Origin of the sequence: Cryobacterium sp. TMS1-13-1, from assembly GCF_004403125.1 — a bacterium.
GTDB classification, from domain to species: domain Bacteria; phylum Actinomycetota; class Actinomycetes; order Actinomycetales; family Microbacteriaceae; genus Cryobacterium; species Cryobacterium levicorallinum.
The window spans coordinates 57,694-72,564 of the sequence record NZ_SOGX01000006.1 but is presented as its reverse complement, the minus strand read 5'-3'; the positions used below and the strand labels follow the sequence as shown (position 1 = coordinate 72,564).

General features: G+C 64.9%; 12 protein-coding genes. 3 read left to right on the top strand and 9 right to left on the bottom strand.

The window, feature by feature from the left end; translation table 11 throughout:
* Positions 1-46 precede the first annotated feature (46 nt).
* Entirely contained in the window at positions 47-3,664 is a 3,618-nt protein-coding gene (gene metH, locus E3T31_RS04970) for a methionine synthase (protein ID WP_134467752.1), read from the top strand.
* 309 nt (positions 3,665-3,973) lie between these two features.
* Here the strand turns inward: metH and E3T31_RS04965 are convergent, their stop codons facing one another.
* From E3T31_RS04965 to E3T31_RS18630, 8 genes are all read right to left on the bottom strand, one after another.
* The gene (locus E3T31_RS04965; protein WP_166788383.1) at positions 3,974-4,903 is read right to left on the bottom strand and encodes an ECF transporter S component; all 930 of its coding nucleotides are present in this window, start codon (positions 4,901-4,903) and stop codon (positions 3,974-3,976) included.
* Positions 4,900-6,858, bottom strand: coding sequence for an ATP-binding cassette domain-containing protein (locus E3T31_RS04960; protein ID WP_134467750.1), 1,959 nt, complete (start codon positions 6,856-6,858; stop codon positions 4,900-4,902). Before E3T31_RS04960 ends, E3T31_RS04965 begins: the two co-directional genes overlap by 4 nt.
* Positions 6,858-7,412 carry a hypothetical protein gene (locus E3T31_RS04955; RefSeq protein ID WP_134467749.1) on the bottom strand — a complete coding sequence of 185 codons (555 nt, stop codon included), beginning with the start codon at positions 7,410-7,412 and terminating at the stop codon, positions 6,858-6,860. Before E3T31_RS04955 ends, E3T31_RS04960 begins: the two co-directional genes overlap by 1 nt.
* Positions 7,413-7,432: 20 nt before the next feature.
* Positions 7,433-8,875, bottom strand: coding sequence for an O-acetylhomoserine aminocarboxypropyltransferase/cysteine synthase family protein (locus E3T31_RS04950; protein WP_241977659.1), 1,443 nt, complete (start codon positions 8,873-8,875; stop codon positions 7,433-7,435).
* Entirely contained in the window at positions 8,875-10,047 is a 1,173-nt protein-coding gene (locus tag E3T31_RS04945) for a MalY/PatB family protein (RefSeq protein WP_134467748.1), read from the bottom strand. Before E3T31_RS04945 ends, E3T31_RS04950 begins: the two co-directional genes overlap by 1 nt.
* Positions 10,048-10,394: 347 nt before the next feature.
* Positions 10,395-10,832 carry a cytotoxic translational repressor of toxin-antitoxin stability system gene (locus E3T31_RS04940; protein WP_134467747.1) on the bottom strand — a complete coding sequence of 146 codons (438 nt, stop codon included), beginning with the start codon at positions 10,830-10,832 and terminating at the stop codon, positions 10,395-10,397.
* On the bottom strand, positions 10,825-11,244 hold the full coding sequence (locus E3T31_RS04935) for a prevent-host-death protein (RefSeq protein ID WP_134467746.1): 420 nt from the start codon (positions 11,242-11,244) through the stop codon (positions 10,825-10,827). Before E3T31_RS04935 ends, E3T31_RS04940 begins: the two co-directional genes overlap by 8 nt.
* A gap of 67 nt (positions 11,245-11,311) precedes the next feature.
* Positions 11,312-11,635 carry a metallophosphoesterase gene (locus tag E3T31_RS18630; RefSeq protein WP_166788390.1) on the bottom strand — a complete coding sequence of 108 codons (324 nt, stop codon included), beginning with the start codon at positions 11,633-11,635 and terminating at the stop codon, positions 11,312-11,314.
* A 332-nt stretch (positions 11,636-11,967) separates the two neighbouring features.
* Here E3T31_RS18630 and E3T31_RS04925 point away from each other — a divergent pair, with 332 nt between their 5' ends.
* Positions 11,968-12,699 (top strand): hypothetical protein, encoded by a 732-nt coding sequence (locus E3T31_RS04925; RefSeq protein WP_134467744.1) that lies wholly within the window; start codon positions 11,968-11,970, stop codon positions 12,697-12,699.
* A gap of 250 nt (positions 12,700-12,949) precedes the next feature.
* Here the strand turns inward: E3T31_RS04925 and E3T31_RS04920 are convergent, their stop codons facing one another.
* Positions 12,950-13,798 (bottom strand): alpha/beta fold hydrolase, encoded by an 849-nt coding sequence (locus tag E3T31_RS04920; protein ID WP_134467743.1) that lies wholly within the window; start codon positions 13,796-13,798, stop codon positions 12,950-12,952.
* 228 nt (positions 13,799-14,026) lie between these two features.
* On the opposite strand from E3T31_RS04920, the gene E3T31_RS04915 reads away from it, so the two are divergent.
* Positions 14,027-14,740, top strand: a complete 714-nt coding sequence (locus tag E3T31_RS04915) for a GAF and ANTAR domain-containing protein (RefSeq protein WP_134467742.1) — start codon at positions 14,027-14,029, stop codon at positions 14,738-14,740.
* Positions 14,741-14,871: the final 131 nt, after the last annotated feature.

Sequence of the window (14,871 nt, the reverse complement as noted above, 5' to 3'; positions counted from 1 at the left end):
TACGCCTCCTCGTCGGAGTGCCGGTGCCCGCAGTTAAGCTGGGCGCATGAGCACTGTGCGAACTACTGTCGCTGACACCCCTATCGCTGCGGCACGCCCTGCTCGATCCCAGGCACTGCTGGATGCCGTGACGAACTCCGTGGTGATCGCGGACGGCGCGATGGGCACCATGCTGCAGGAGCACAATCCCACTCTCGAGGACTACCAGCAGTTGGAGGGCTGCAACGAGATCCTCAATCTGAGCCGCCCCGATATCATCGCGGCCATCCACGACGTCTACCTCGAGACCGGCATCGACGCCATCGAGACCAACACCTTCGGCGCGAACTGGTCCAACCTCTCCGACTACGGCATCGAGGACCGCATTGAAGAGCTCGCCAGGCTCGGCGCGGAGATCGCCCGTACCAGTGCCGAGAAGTTCGAGGCCCGCGACGGCCGCGTGCGCTGGGTGCTCGGTTCGATGGGCCCGGGCACCAAGCTGCCCAGCCTCGGTCACACGACCTACGCCAACCTTAAGGCCACCTTCGCCGAGCAGGCGCTCGGCCTTATTCGCGGAGGCGCCGACGCTTTTCTGATCGAGACCTCGCAGGATCTGCTGCAGACCAAGAGCGTGGTGAACGGATGCAAGCAGGCCGTCGCCGAAACCGGCATCCGCTTGCCGATTTTCGTGGAGGTGACGGTGGAGACCACCGGGACCATGCTGATGGGCAGCGAGATCGGCGCAGCTCTGACGGCGCTCGAACCCCTCGGCATCGACGCCATCGGCCTGAATTGTGCGACCGGACCGACCGAGATGAGCGAGCACCTGCGCCACCTCTCCAAATTCTCCCGCGTTCCCGTCATCTGTATGCCGAACGCCGGCCTGCCGCAGCTGACCAAGACCGGTGCGAGCTACCCGCTCACCCCCGACCAGCTCGCCACGGCGCACGAACAGTTCGTGAAGGAGTTCGGGCTGGGGCTGGTGGGCGGATGCTGCGGCACGACTCCCGCACACATGACCGCGGTGGTTGAGCGGTTGCGTGGTATCACCGTTAAACCGCGAACGCTCGAAGCGGATGCCGGCGTTGCGAGCCTGTACCAGCACGTGAGCTTCGACCAGGACAGCGCCTTCCTCGCCATCGGCGAGCGCACTAACGCCAACGGCTCGCGCGCGTTCCGCGATGCGATGCTCGCCGAGAACTGGGACGACTGCGTCGACATCGCCCGCAGCCAGGTGCGGGACGGCGCCCACCTGCTCGACGTGTGCATCGACTACGTCGGCCGTGACGGAGTCGCCGACATGAAACAGGTCGTCTCCCGACTCGCGAGCGCCTCGACCCTGCCGCTCGTGGTGGACTCGACCGAACCGGCCGTGCTGCAAGCCGGCATGGAACTCATCGGCGGCCGCCCGGTGGTGAACTCGGTCAACTTCGAAGACGGCGAAGGTCCCACCTCACGCTTCGGCCGCATCATGCCGCTCGTGAAGGAGCACGGCGCCGCCGTGATCGCCCTCACCATCGATGAAGAAGGGCAGGCCCGCACCGCCGAACACAAGGTGCGCATCGCCACCCGGCTGGTCGAGACCCTCGTGAACGTGTGGGGTATGCGGGTCGAGGACATCATCGTCGACGCCCTCACCTTTCCCATCGCGACCGGCCAGGAGGAAACCCGCCGGGACGGCATCGAAACTATCGAGGCGATCCGCCAGATCAAGGCGAAATACCCCGGCATCCACACGACCCTCGGCGTGTCGAACGTGTCGTTCGGACTCAACCCGGCCGCCCGGTCGGTGCTCAACTCGGTGTTTTTGCACGAAGCCACCGAGGCCGGCCTCGACTCCGCCATCGTCAACTCCGCCAAGATCGTGCCGCTCGCCTCGGTGCCCGATGACCGCCGCAAGGTGGCCATGGACCTGGTCTGGGACCGCCGCGAATACGATGCCGAAGGCACCCTCACCTACGACCCGCTGGTGGCCCTGCTCGACCTGTTCGCCGGCGTCGACTCCGCCGCCCTGAAAGACGAGCGCGCCGCCGAACTCGCCGCCCTTCCGGTGGGCGAACGCCTGGAACGACGCATTATCGACGGCGAGGCCAAGGGCCTTGAAGCCGACCTCGACCTTGCCCGGGCGGGGGGGCTGAGCGCTCTCGACATCGTCAACGTGCACCTGCTCGTGGGCATGCAGGTCGTCGGCGCCCGTTTCGGCAGCGGCGAAATGCAGCTGCCGTTCGTGCTGCAGTCGGCCGAGGTCATGAAAGCTGCCGTCGCACTGCTCGAGCCGCACATGGAGAAATCCGAAGCGGCCGGCAAGGGCACGATCGTGCTCGGCACCGTGCGCGGCGACGTGCACGACATCGGCAAGAACCTCGTCGACATCATCCTCACCAACAACGGTTACGACGTGATCAACATCGGCATCAAACAGCCGATTGCTGAGTTCATTCGGGTGGCTGAAGAACACAACGCCGACGTGATTGGCATGAGCGGGCTACTCGTGAAATCCACGGTGGTGATGAAAGAGAACCTGCTCGAACTCGAATCGCGTGGCCTCGCTGAAAAGTGGCCGATCCTGCTCGGTGGCGCCGCCCTCACCCGCTCCTACGTGGAGGACGACCTGGACAGCGTCTTCGCCGGGCAGGTGCGCTACGCCCGCGACGCGTTTGAGGGCCTCGCCCTGATGGAACCCCTCGTGGCCATCGCCCGCGGTGCCGACCCCAAATCGGTCGGCCTGCCGCCGCTCAAGAAACGCATCCACAAGAAGAGTCTGCTCACCTTGACCGAACCCGAGGAGATGCCCGCTCGGTCCGAGGTCGCGAGCGACAACCCGATCCCGGTGCCGCCGTTCTGGGGCACCCGCATCGTCAAGGGCGTGGCCCTAGCCGACTTTTCGGCCTTCCTCGACGAACGCGCCACGTTCATGGGGCAGTGGGGGCTCAAGCCCAGCCGGGCTGAAGATGGCGCGAGCTACCAGGAACTGGTCGATACCGTCGGTCGGCCGCGCCTGCGTTACTGGCTCGACCGCATCCTGGGCGAGGGCATGCTCGATGCCTCCGTCGCCTACGGCTACTTTCCGGTGGTTGCCGACGGCGACGACCTGGTCGTGCTGCACCACGGCGACGACCCGACCGGCCTGGTTGGCCAGGCTGGACTGCTCGCGCCCGACGGAGGTTCCGACGGCGTGCTCGGCACGGATCGCCTGCGCTTCAACTTTCCCCGGCAGCGCCGTGACAAACACCTGTGCCTGGCCGACTTCGTGCGCGGTCGCGCGTCTGGCCAAACGGATGTTGTCGCCCTCCAGCTGGTCACCGCCGGCTCGAACGTGGACTCAGTGACGGCCCAAATGTTCGCCGCGAACCAGTACCGCGATTACATGGAACTCAACGGGCTCACCATGCAGCTGACCGAGGCGCTTGCCGAATACTGGCACTCGCGCATCCGCTCGGAATTCGGTGTGGGCGGCGAAGACCCCACCGATATCGCCGGCATGTTCAAGCTCGAGTATCGCGGTGCCCGGTTCTCGCTCGGCTACCCGGCCTGCCCCGAGATGGAGGATCGCCGCAAGGTGGTCGAGCTGCTGAAGCCCGAGCGGATGGGCGTGGTGCTGTCGGAGGAGCTGCAGCTGCACCCCGAGCAGTCGACCGACGCGTTCGTGTTCCACCACCCGGAGGCGAAGTACTTCTCGGTGTAGTTCGTCGGGGTCGGAGGGGGCTCCGCGCGGGAGTTGCGCCAGTGCGCGGGTGTTCGCTGCAGAGCCTCGTCGGCTGCGGGGCCGAGACGCGCGGGAGTTACGCCGATGCGCGGGAGATCCGGCAGTGGGGTGGCTTCGGGGGCTCGCGCCACGCGGGAGTTGCGCCAGTGCGCGGGACTTGTAGCCTGGCCAGAACTCCCGCGCCACTCGTGAAGCGGGAGTTGCGCCAGTACGCGGGAGTTGCGCCTCCCGCGCACGGGCGCAAGTCCCGCGCAGCGCGAAACGGATGCCTTCGAGCCAGAGAACGAGTCAGCGGGGGCCCAGGCGTGCGCGGCGCAGGGCGGCGAGAACGGCCGGGCCCACCAGGGAGATGCCGACCACAGTGGTGATGGCCCGCACGGTGTCCCAGGTGAGGGTTGACGTGACCAGGGAGTACAACGCGAACGAGGCGAGGTTCTGCCCGGCGTCGGCCCCGGCCGTGTAGGAGATGCCGGTACCGCTACCGACGGCGAACGGCCAGAACCAGAGGTTCATCATGAGGCCGAACAGGTACGACGAGACGACGCCGTAGACGGCCAGCAGCACGATTTCGAGGCTCCCATGCCAGCGCGTCCCTGTCATGAGCCGCGATTGCGCGTTCAGCCTGGGGAGGTGCCAGCGCTGCGCGGGTGCGCCTGGCGCGGGCTCGCCATGCGCGGGTTGGCTTGGCGCTTGTGCGGTCGACGCCGGTTGGGTCCTGGGGGCGGTCGGGGTCGCTTTCGGCCAGTGCGGCAGCAGCCCCGCGCCCGCACCGACCCAGCCGCAGGCGAACATCTGGAACGGGGTCCAGGGCCCGAAGCCGCCCCAGAGCAGGGAGGACACCGCGATGGTGAGCAGTCCGAGCAGAAAACCGAACCGCGCGCCGTAGACCCGTCCGGCCAGAATCAGCAGCACGAACACCGCCTCAACCCCGCCCATGCCGGCACCCGCGATTCGCACCGCGGCACCGACCGCCGCGAGCACACCGAGCAGCGCCACTGTTTTCGCCGTGTACATCTCCCGGTCGAGGGTGAGCGCGAGGGCCACGATGAGCGCCGGAATGAGCGCGAACGCCACGATCGGCACGGCGACCTGCGCGTCGGCCGGCACCGCCGCGACGAAGAACGGCCAGGCGAAGGCTGCGGCGGCGAGAACGCTGCCGCTGCCCAGAATCCACGACGTCCAGCGGATGCGCCGGCGCGCGCTCACAATGACCGTCACGAGTGCACCTCGATAGGGGCTTCCAGCCGGCCGGCTTCCATGCGCAGGATTCGGGTGGCGAGACCCCGCGCGAAGTCGTCGTCGTGGGTAGCGAAAATAACCGCAGCGCTGTGGCTCGCGGCCTTGAGCAAAGCGTCGCATACCAGGGCACGCGACGTGAGGTCGAGGCCGCGAGTGGGTTCGTCGATGAGCAGCAGGGCGGGCCGGGCCGCGAGTTGAATGGCCATCACGAGGCAGAGGCGTTCGCCGGAAGAGAGGTCGCGTGGGTGGCGTTGCAGCAGGTGCGCGGCATCCGCGACGCCATCGAAACCCAGCAGCTGCGCAAATGTCTGTGCCGTATCGGCGCCAGCCAGAGTGCCGTTAGCCCGCCGACACTCCTCGGCCACGGTGATCGCAAACAACAGGTCATCGAAGTTCTCGGGCACCAGCGCCACGGCCTGCCGACGGGTTCGCCGCTTGAGGGAGTGCACGTCATGGCCGGCAACCGTGACGGTGTCGGCAGCCGTCGGCAACGCCATCGCCCGCAACAGGCTACTTTTACCGGCGCCGTTGCTACCCCGAAGCGCGATCAGCTCGCCGGCCTGCACCTTGAAGGACACGTCGTCGACGACCAGACTCGTTCGGTGTCGAACGCTCAGCCGGCGGATGCTTGCCAACAGCACAGCAGGCACGGTTCCGAAATCTCGCGACGCGACCGGCGTCGGCGTGGGAGTCTCGGCGGTCGACAGCGCCTGCATCTCACCGGCGGAGACCTCGTGCAGGTGGTTTCCTCGTATCTGCAGCCAGACATCCGTTATCGATGCGAATTCGCGCGTGTTGTGTTCGGCGATGACGACACAGACGCCGGCTTCGTGGGCGAGTTGGTCGAGCACGGCGCAGACGCGGTCGCGGGCGGCAGTGTCGAGGTCGGCGAGCGGTTCGTCGACGAGCAGCAGGATGGGGTTGTTCACCAGCGCAGCCGCGATGGCCACGATGCTGGCCTCGCCGGCCGAGAGCTGCTCGATGGGGCGGTCAACGAGGTGATCGATCTGCAGCCGGGCGGCGATGTCACGTACCCGGGAGTGCACGATGGTGGTCGCGACGCCGCGCACCGCGAGGGCGAATCCGATTTCGTCGTGCACGGTTTCGGCCGCAAAGCCGAGGCGCACGTTCTGCGCGACAAGCCCGACGAATCCGGCGGTGTCGCGCGGGGGAGTGGTGGCCCGATCGGCGCCGGTGATATCGATTCCGCCGGTCTGAACGCCGTCGTAGAAGTGCTGGAACAGGCCGCTCATGCCGTGCAGCAGGCTGGTCTTGCCCGACCCGGTTGCGCCGACGATCACGGTCAGGTTACCGGGCTCAAGAGTGACGTTGAGCTCGTCGAGGTGCCAGTCGGCACCAAAGCTGAGAGCGGCATTCGTTAAAACGACCGGTGTCTCGCACACGCCGGGAACGACGCGGGTGGCTGCAAATCCGCGGGTTTCCATCGACGCGGCCAGCGCGAGTGCACGCTCAATGGTCTGCTCGAAGACCGGCACGAGCAGCGACGCGATCGACCGCTCGCCGCGCAGCGCCCGGGCGACGTTCACCCGCCGCACCGACTCCAGAAGTGCCGGAAAGGTAGCCCAGGCGATCACGAGCGAGCGCGAGATGGCCCGCAATCGACCGCGCCCTGCACCGCGCGCGAACAGAGACTGCACGTTGATGACCGCATTGAGCAGGCCGAAGAATACGATGACCGCGGCGACCGGCAGCGCGCTGAGCGCGGCGTTGCCGAGTCCGACCGTGGTGATCGGCCCGAGCAGGGTGATGTGGCTGAACGGGCCGTCGAGCCGCAGCCTCGGAAGTTCCATGAGTACGGCGCCAGCTCCGGCGCCAGCACCCCCGAACACCACTCGGTAGACGATTCGCAGCAGCACGAAGCCGACAGCGAGCACGACTGCCGCGCGGAGCGGGGCGAGGCGCAGGCGAAACACTAGCTGCCGGGCGTGGGTGTCTCGGTACCGGTGGTGTACACGAGCCCGACGGACTGGCCGGGTTCGACCTCGAGGGTGCCGAGCCCCTCCATGGCGTAGTCCCAGTCAGCGTCGGGGGTGGCTTTCACCCAGAGGGCCCAGTACGCGTACGCGGGCGGCATCGAGGCGCAGCTCTCGGTGAACGATTCCTGGCCCTCCACCCCGACGGTTTCGTCGGCAGCCGGACGGTCATTGACACGGCAGACGATGGCGTCGCCGTATTCCACACTGCCCTCGGTGGCGATGCCGGTCGTTGTGAGTGCTGCGCTCGCGGCGATGGCCTCAGTCGCGTCGACACAGTCGGTGACCGTGTCGGCGTCGAGCGTACCGAAGTCGACGACGACGTTGATGCCGGCGCAGTCGGTGGCCGAGGCATCCGCTTTGGCCGTTGCGGTGGCGGCAGCCAAGCTCGGCGAGCCGGCACCGGGATCGGCGGCGGCGCATCCGCTGAGAACAGCGAGCAGCACGAGCGCGCCGAGTGTAGACAGAGTGCGTGTGGGCAGGGTGAGGTTCATTGGTTCAGAGTACCTAGCGTTTAGAGGATGCCGGCGACTCGGTCGAGCCCCCCGCGGAGATCGAGCAGAAGGTCGTCGAGCGCTTCGATTCCGACTGACAGGCGCAGCATTCCGGCGGTGATGCCGAGGCGGGCGTTGAGGTCGGGGGCAAAGGAGGCGTGGGTGGTGGTCAGCGGATGCAGCACCATCGAGCGGGTGTCGCCGATACCGGTCATGCGGCTGAACACCCGCAGGCCGTTGGTGAAGGCGCGGGCACCCTCGGTGCCGCCCTTGACCGTGACGGCGAAGACCGAGCCGGTGCGCCCGTTGTAGTACTGCTGCGCAATGTCGTGCAGGGGGCTGCTCGGCAGGCCGGCGTAGTCGACGACCTCGACCTCCGGCTGCTCTTCGAGCCAGTGCGCGATGGCACGGGAGTTGTCGACGTGGCGTTCCATGCGCAGCGACAGGGTTTCGATGCCCTGGTGCAGCAGAAACCCGTTGAACGGGGAGAGCGACGGGCCGACGTCGTTGACGACGGCCTCGCGCACATACTGGGCGAAGGCGGCCGGGCCGAACCGGTCGAGCAGCGACGGCAGGCCGGGGCGCAGCGAGTCGGTCAGCAGCGGGTAGCGGCGGGAACTCGCCGCCCAGTCGAAGGTGCCGCCGTCGACGATCGCGCCGGACACACCGGCGCCGTGGCCGCTGAGAAACTTGGTGGTCGAGTGCACGACGATGTCGGCGCCGTGCTCGAACGGGCGAATCAGGTAAGGCGTGGCCACGGTGTTGTCGACGACGAGGGGGATGCCGTGGCGGCGGGCGACGGCGGCAATGCGGGCGATATCCACGACGTCGTTGCGCGGGTTGGGGATGGTTTCGGTGAAAATCGCCTTGGTCTCCGGGCGAATGACCGCGTCCCAGGCCTCATCGGAATCGGTGTCCCAAACGTAGTCGACCTCGATGCCCATGCGGCGAAAGCTGCGACCGAGCAGAATGCGGGTACCGCCGTAAATACTCGCGGTCGAGACGATGTGTTCGCCCGATTCGGCCAGGGCGAACAGGGCGGCGCTGATCGCGGCCTGCCCGCTCGACACGGCGACACAGGAGGAGCCGCCCTCGAGCGAGGCGAGGCGCTGCTCGGCGACCGCGTTGGTCGGGTTGCCCTGCCGGGAGTAAATGGGTTCGCGGGAGCCACCGTTGAACCGGGCGGCACCGTCGTCGAAGGAGTCGAAGACGTACCCGGCGCTCAGGGTGAGCGGCGGAATGCGTGCGTTGCAGTTTTCGTCGGCGTATTCGCCGACGTGCACCTGGCGGGTGTCGAAGCTGAAGCCGTCCCAGTCGGTAATCGGGTCCACGACCTCACGAGCGTCAGGGTTCAGCGGTGACGACGTGAGTGAAGCGGATACTGGTGCTGGCGTAGCCATGGAACTTCCTGTTGCGTCGGTGTGGGTCGGGAGCGGAGCATCCGTTTGGGTAGAGGTGGTCATCAGGCCGCAGCCTCGGCCGACACCCGGGCAACCAGCGCCGCGATGCGGGCGACGGCCTCGCGCAGAGTGTCGGGGGAGCAGGCCAGGTTGAGGCGGGCAAAGCCCTGACCGCCGAGGCCGAAGGACTCACCGCTGTTGAGGGCGACGCGGGCATCGTCGAGAATGCGCTGGTACGGATTGTCCCCGAGACCGACGTGGCGAAGATCCATCCAGGCAAGATAGCTGGCGCGCGGCCGGTGATAGATCACGGCGGGCAGGTGTTCGCGGAGTAGGGAATTCAGGAGAGCATCGTTGCTGACAATTTGGTCGATGGCAGTGTCGAGCCAGTCGGTACAACCGAACGCGGCGATATTCGCGTGCAGGCCGAGAATGCTGGTGCGACAGGCAACTTCCTCGGGCAGGCGGCCCAACAGCTCGTTGGTCACATCATCGGCCGCGACCATGATGGCGCACTTGAGCCCGGCAATGTTCCAGCCCTTGCTCGCCGAGGTCACGGTCACCGCGCGCGCGCCGGCGGCCACGGCCAGCGGGGCGAACGGAGTGAAGGTGGCGCCGGGGTAGGTGAGCGGGGCGTGGATCTCGTCGGAGATCACGAAGACGTCATAGCGGGCCGCGAGCCGGGCGAGCTCCTCGAGTGTGGCCCGCGCCCACACGATGCCGTGCGGGTTGTGCGGGTTGCACAGGAGGAAGGCATCGACGCCGGAAGCGAAACTGCGCTCCAGCGCCGCGAAGTCGAACAGCCAGGTGTCACCGTGCTCGATCAGTGGGGTCTCCACGACGTTACCGAGGGCCTCCTCCACCAGTTCGTAGAACGGCGGGTAGACCGGCGGGGTGATCGCGACGCGGCCGCCAACCGGCACGGCCAGGCGCAGGGCCTCGACGATGCCGACGCTGACGTCCGTGGCGAGATGTACGTGGCTCGGGTCGACGTTCCAGCCCCAGCGGTTCAGGGCGAACGCGGCGAAGGCCGGAGCAAGCGGCCCAGGGCCGTCGAGGTAGCCGGTGTCGGAAGCCTGTACGCGCTCCACCAGGGTCGCGACGATCTCTGGTGCCAGGGGGTAATCCATCTCGGCAACGAACAAGGGAAGTACGTCGGCGGGAAACCGAGTCCACTTGATGCTGCTGCGCTCTCGCCGGATATGCTCCAGCGGTGCGGCCTTGATGACTGACATGACCACAGCATGTTCCTGCCGCCCCGAATTAGCGAACAGGTCCGTAAATATTCGACACAGAGCGGATGCCGCCGGTGCCCGGTCGCAGCGGTCAAGGGTGTTGTCACCCCTGACTAACGCCCTGGATAGGCAATGGGAACCGACATGTCAAGCGCTCCGTAAGCCGACGGCTTAGGGGACGTTTCTGTATGGCCAGACTGCGAGGATTCGCTGCGTCGGCATTGCGCGTCGGCTGACCTTCTGGTTCCCACCGGCGGATGGACGGGTCGTAGTGGCCCTGTTCGCGGGCGAGAAGGCATCAACGGGAGACATGTTCTACGACGGTGTCGAATCACTCATGAACGGCTTTATTGGCCGTAGCGCTGGGCCATCTTCTCGGCCAGCAGTTGCGCTGCTTCCACCGCGGTCAGTGCCAGGCTCTCGCTTTCGTCAACGCCGAGTTCGCTGAGCGCCCGAACGAGATACAGCGGTAATGGCTCCTTCTGGGTCACGGTTTCGGGCACCCCGCGGTCCGGCAACTTCTTGTCACGAACACAGGCCCAGAACGCCTCAGCGTCAACGGCGAGTTGGGTTCGCAGGATGTGGGTCCACATCCCGGCAGAGTACGTCGACCGGTCGATGGGGCTGGAGATTCGAGTGCGGAGGATTTGCCCGTCCCAGAGCGCCAACTCATAGGTGCGGTGATGCCTAACAGGCTGTCCTGATGCGCCGCGTACGAGCTGCCACTTCTCCGCCACGCAGAAATCGTCGTGGTCGTCGCGGGTCGCGGCCGGGTACTTACTCACCGCCGCGCTCAAGCCATTCGAGGAGCTGCTCGTCGGTTGAAAGTTTAATGAGCTGCACAAGTGCCCAGTTACCGGCGTGATTCGGAGCACGCTCCAGCCGGTCGTCCCAGTCTTCGGCGTACTCACGAAGCGACAGGGCGAGGTCAGCGAGCGCGCCGTCAACATCCGTACCCTCTGACACGAAGGGGCGACCATCCATCAACGCAATGGTGCGGTCATCTTCCCGAGTGACGCGAACGCGCGGCGATACAGTTCGAGAGAAGTATGTACGGAGCCGATCCACCGGCATGACCGCAGAGAGCTGACCATCGCGCTGCACGGTGACGGTTCGCCCGCGCGCGGTTGCATCGAACACCTCCTTGAGATGTGAGCGCACGTCTGTAAAGGTCCGGTAATCGGCGACAAGTGGCATTTCGACCTTTCTGCGCAGGTGAACCCGCGCGCACATGCGAACGTACGCTGAGTACGTCATGTACATGTTATCTCGGTGTCACCTCCTCTGGCCACCTCGGCACTTGATGCACAGGATCGGGGACGGATGGGGACGAGCCGAAGTAGGCCGCAAACGCGACACGATCGTCCGTGTTTCCCGGGCAGCAGAGCACCGGGACATCTGCGGAAAGTTCGGCCAGGAAAGACTGAATGTTGGGAAGGGCCGACGCCGTCCGTTCGGCAGCACGAAGGGCGTCCACGGTCCGAGTAGTTAGGTCACCACTAACAATGACGAGCTCAGGCGGAACAGCGAGGCTTCTCAGGTGATCGGCCACCTGGACCAACCGATTAAGCGCTTCGAGGTCTTCCATCGGAGTGCGGATCTGACATCTGCGCAATGACCACCATCTGCCACCGCGTTGCACCATGCATGTCACATCGCGCGAGTTGATCGCCACTAGCTGAAAACGGTTATCGTGGTGGCCCGTAACTCTTTCGGGGGGAGCGGTTTGGATTCAAAAATCCGTAATATGAGTATTTTACACTTCGCTCTAACTTTGAAACGTCCTAGCGCTGATGGCTGGATTGCTTGGTTCCCGCGCGACCGCGCGGGTGAGAACCCCGAAATGACGGAGCATTCCATCTCAATGTCGAATCCTGATTTAGTTACCCGATCCGTACACCGGCACCGGATCGCCTTCCGGTGACTTTCAATCCCCCCTCTGAGTCGCGTTTTGCGGCGGCCAGCCGGTTTATGACGGCTCAGACCTGGTGGATCGCCAGCGAATTGGTTCGCCGGCATCCGCATCTACTCATAACGGGCGTCACAGCTGAAGACGACGGACCAGTAGTTCTGCTCCACGACGAACAAGATGGCATGCGCATTCAGTTCGATTTGGAACGCGGCATCAGATTTGTGGTTTTGGGTGAGGCCGTCAACATTGGATGGCGACGCATTGTGAACTCGGAGAGTTCGCACGAGATCGTGAAGATGATCGAGTTCGCCACGGGTCTTCAGGCGCCCCGAGTCACGCCGAATACCACGCCTCGTGCCCTCGTATACAGGCTGATCAGTAGCTTCCTGACGTCGGTCGTGAACGACCCGAATGAGTGGAACGTAGTGCCGGCGACCATGTCCACTGACGGCACCGACGATCAGAGCGCCGGGCAATTTCTGCTCTTGTTTCCGTCAACGCGAGCCGCTGTGGCGGCTTACACCGCGCAGACCCATACCCAATTACCCAACGGCGGCACACGGCTCTTCCATCAGCCGTTTTGGGCCCTTACCCGGGACCTTGAGGCTGTGGCCATTCTAGACACTGCCGGGGTCATTCACACACGCGAGGGCGCCGTGCGCCTGATGCCAATTTTCAAGGAAGCAGGTGGTCAGATGTCAGCGACCACCGCCTGCGTGCTGGGAAAATTCCAGCCCTGACCACTCCAGCCCTGACCACTCCAGCCCTGACCACTCCAGCCTGCCGTTGACTGCCGCGTCACTTTCTGCGAGTAGACCTCTACACGCGAAGGGGCCAAGCCACCCACCGACAGTTCTTGGAGGTCATTATCTCGTCGTGCGGGTTCTCGGCCACGTCCTGGGTGACCGGGTGAACAGGTAACGAAAAGTTTTCAGGCCCGCCGCGTACCGACAAGGCCCGACATCGTGGGTAGGGGCCCTGTCGGGCGTGCTATTTGGCGAGGAACGCGAGCACGTGCCGGTTCCACTCGGCCTTGTGCGAAACGGTGAGACCGTGGGGGGCGTCTTCGATCAGTACGAGTACGCTGCCGGAGATGGCCCCGTGCGTGCGCTTGCCGCTGACCTCGAACGGCACGATGATGTCAGAGTCGCCGTGAATCACCAGGGTCGGCACGGTGATTTTCGTCAGGTCGTCGCGGAAGTCCGTCGTCGCGAAGGCGGTGGTGCAATCGAGCGTGCCCTTCGGTGAAGCCATCTGGGCGATATCGAGGTTGTACGCAATCTGTTCGGAACTGACCTTCGGCTTGTTGACCAAGGACGGCTTACCCGCCGTGAAGAACATCGTCAGGAACTCGTTCAGGAATGCCGGCCGATCGCCGGTCAAACCGTCGTGGAACCACTGGGCCAGGGCGGCGTCGACACCGCCATCGGGGTTGTCCTCCGACTTCCATAGGTACGGGGTCACCGCGCTGGCGAAGACGAGTTTCGCCACGCGGTCGGTGCCGTAGGTACTGACGTAGCGGGCGAGCTCGCCGCCGCCCATCGAGAATCCGATGAGGGTAACATCCCGCAGGTCGAGGGTATCGAGAACGGTCTTTAGGTCGGCGGCGAACGTGTCGTAGTCGTACCCGTTCCACGGCTGGGATGACTGGCCGAACCCGCGGCGGTCATAGGTGATCACCCGGTAGCCGGCGTCAACCAGTGCTGGCACCTGGCCCTCCCAGGATCTGCCACTGAGGGGCCAACCATGAATAAGTACGACGGGCTTTCCGACACCGACGTCGTCGTAATGCAATTCAACGCTCGGATCGTTCTGACCGGTGACGGTGATGAAAGGCATGTTCACTCCTTGCAATCGGGATGGTTCCTTGGAGGTAATCGGGATGGTTAATTCGAGGTAAGCGGTGTTCGCTGGGAGACGGCTGTAGGCGGCGCCATCGGTCGGGCTCGTCCCCCACATCCGACAGAACTGACCGGGACTGAGGAGGCAGATCGTGCAACCTGCCAAAGCACTGACATTCGACTCTGACGCGCCACCCGATACGAGTTAAGAGCCAGACTAAACCGCATGACGAGCATGACCCGGGCCGCGCTGGTAAGCGGAGCATTTGTAGAACTAGCCGACGCACTGGTCGGCGAATATGACGTGCTCGATCTCTTGCACACCCTGGTCGACCAATGCGTGGTGTTACTTGACGCCACCGCAGCTGGCATCCTTCTAGCGGACCACAACGGCAATCTGCAAGTTGTCGCCTCCACGAGTGAAGAAAGCCAGATCGTTGAAGTTTTGCAACGTGAAGCCGGAGCAGGTCCCTGCATCGACGCGTATCGGTCAGGAAAGGTCGTCACGCTCAGCGATATCGCCACCAACGGGGATCTCTACCCCACTTTTCAGGCCGCGGCATTGTCCCAGGGCTTCCAATCCGTTCACGCCATTCCGATGCGTTTTCGTCCCCACACCATCGGGGCGCTGAATCTGTTTCGAACGGTGAAAGGCGTGTTGAGTGATGAAGACGCGACAATTGGTCAGGCCCTAGCCGACGTCGCGACGATCAGCCTTCTCCATGAACGCACGGCTCGAGAGAATGCAACGGTAAACGAACAGCTACAGCGTGCCCTCAATAGCAGAGTGTTCATCGAGCAGGCCAAGGGAGTCATCGCTGAACGAAACGGCATCAATATGGATGAAGCTTTCCAGCGGCTGCGCGAGCACGCCCGTTCGCGTCAGGAGCCGATGCACACAAGCGCCGCAGACGTGATCCGCAGCCGCGTCATGATCTAGGTCGGGTGTCCCGATTCACGCTCTGCGTGAGCCATGCATTCGTAGAGGTACTGGCTATAGTTCTGACCTGGACGAGTCCTCCCGACCCTGCCGAGCCAGACCACGAAACCATCGAGCGCGGGACTAATGCA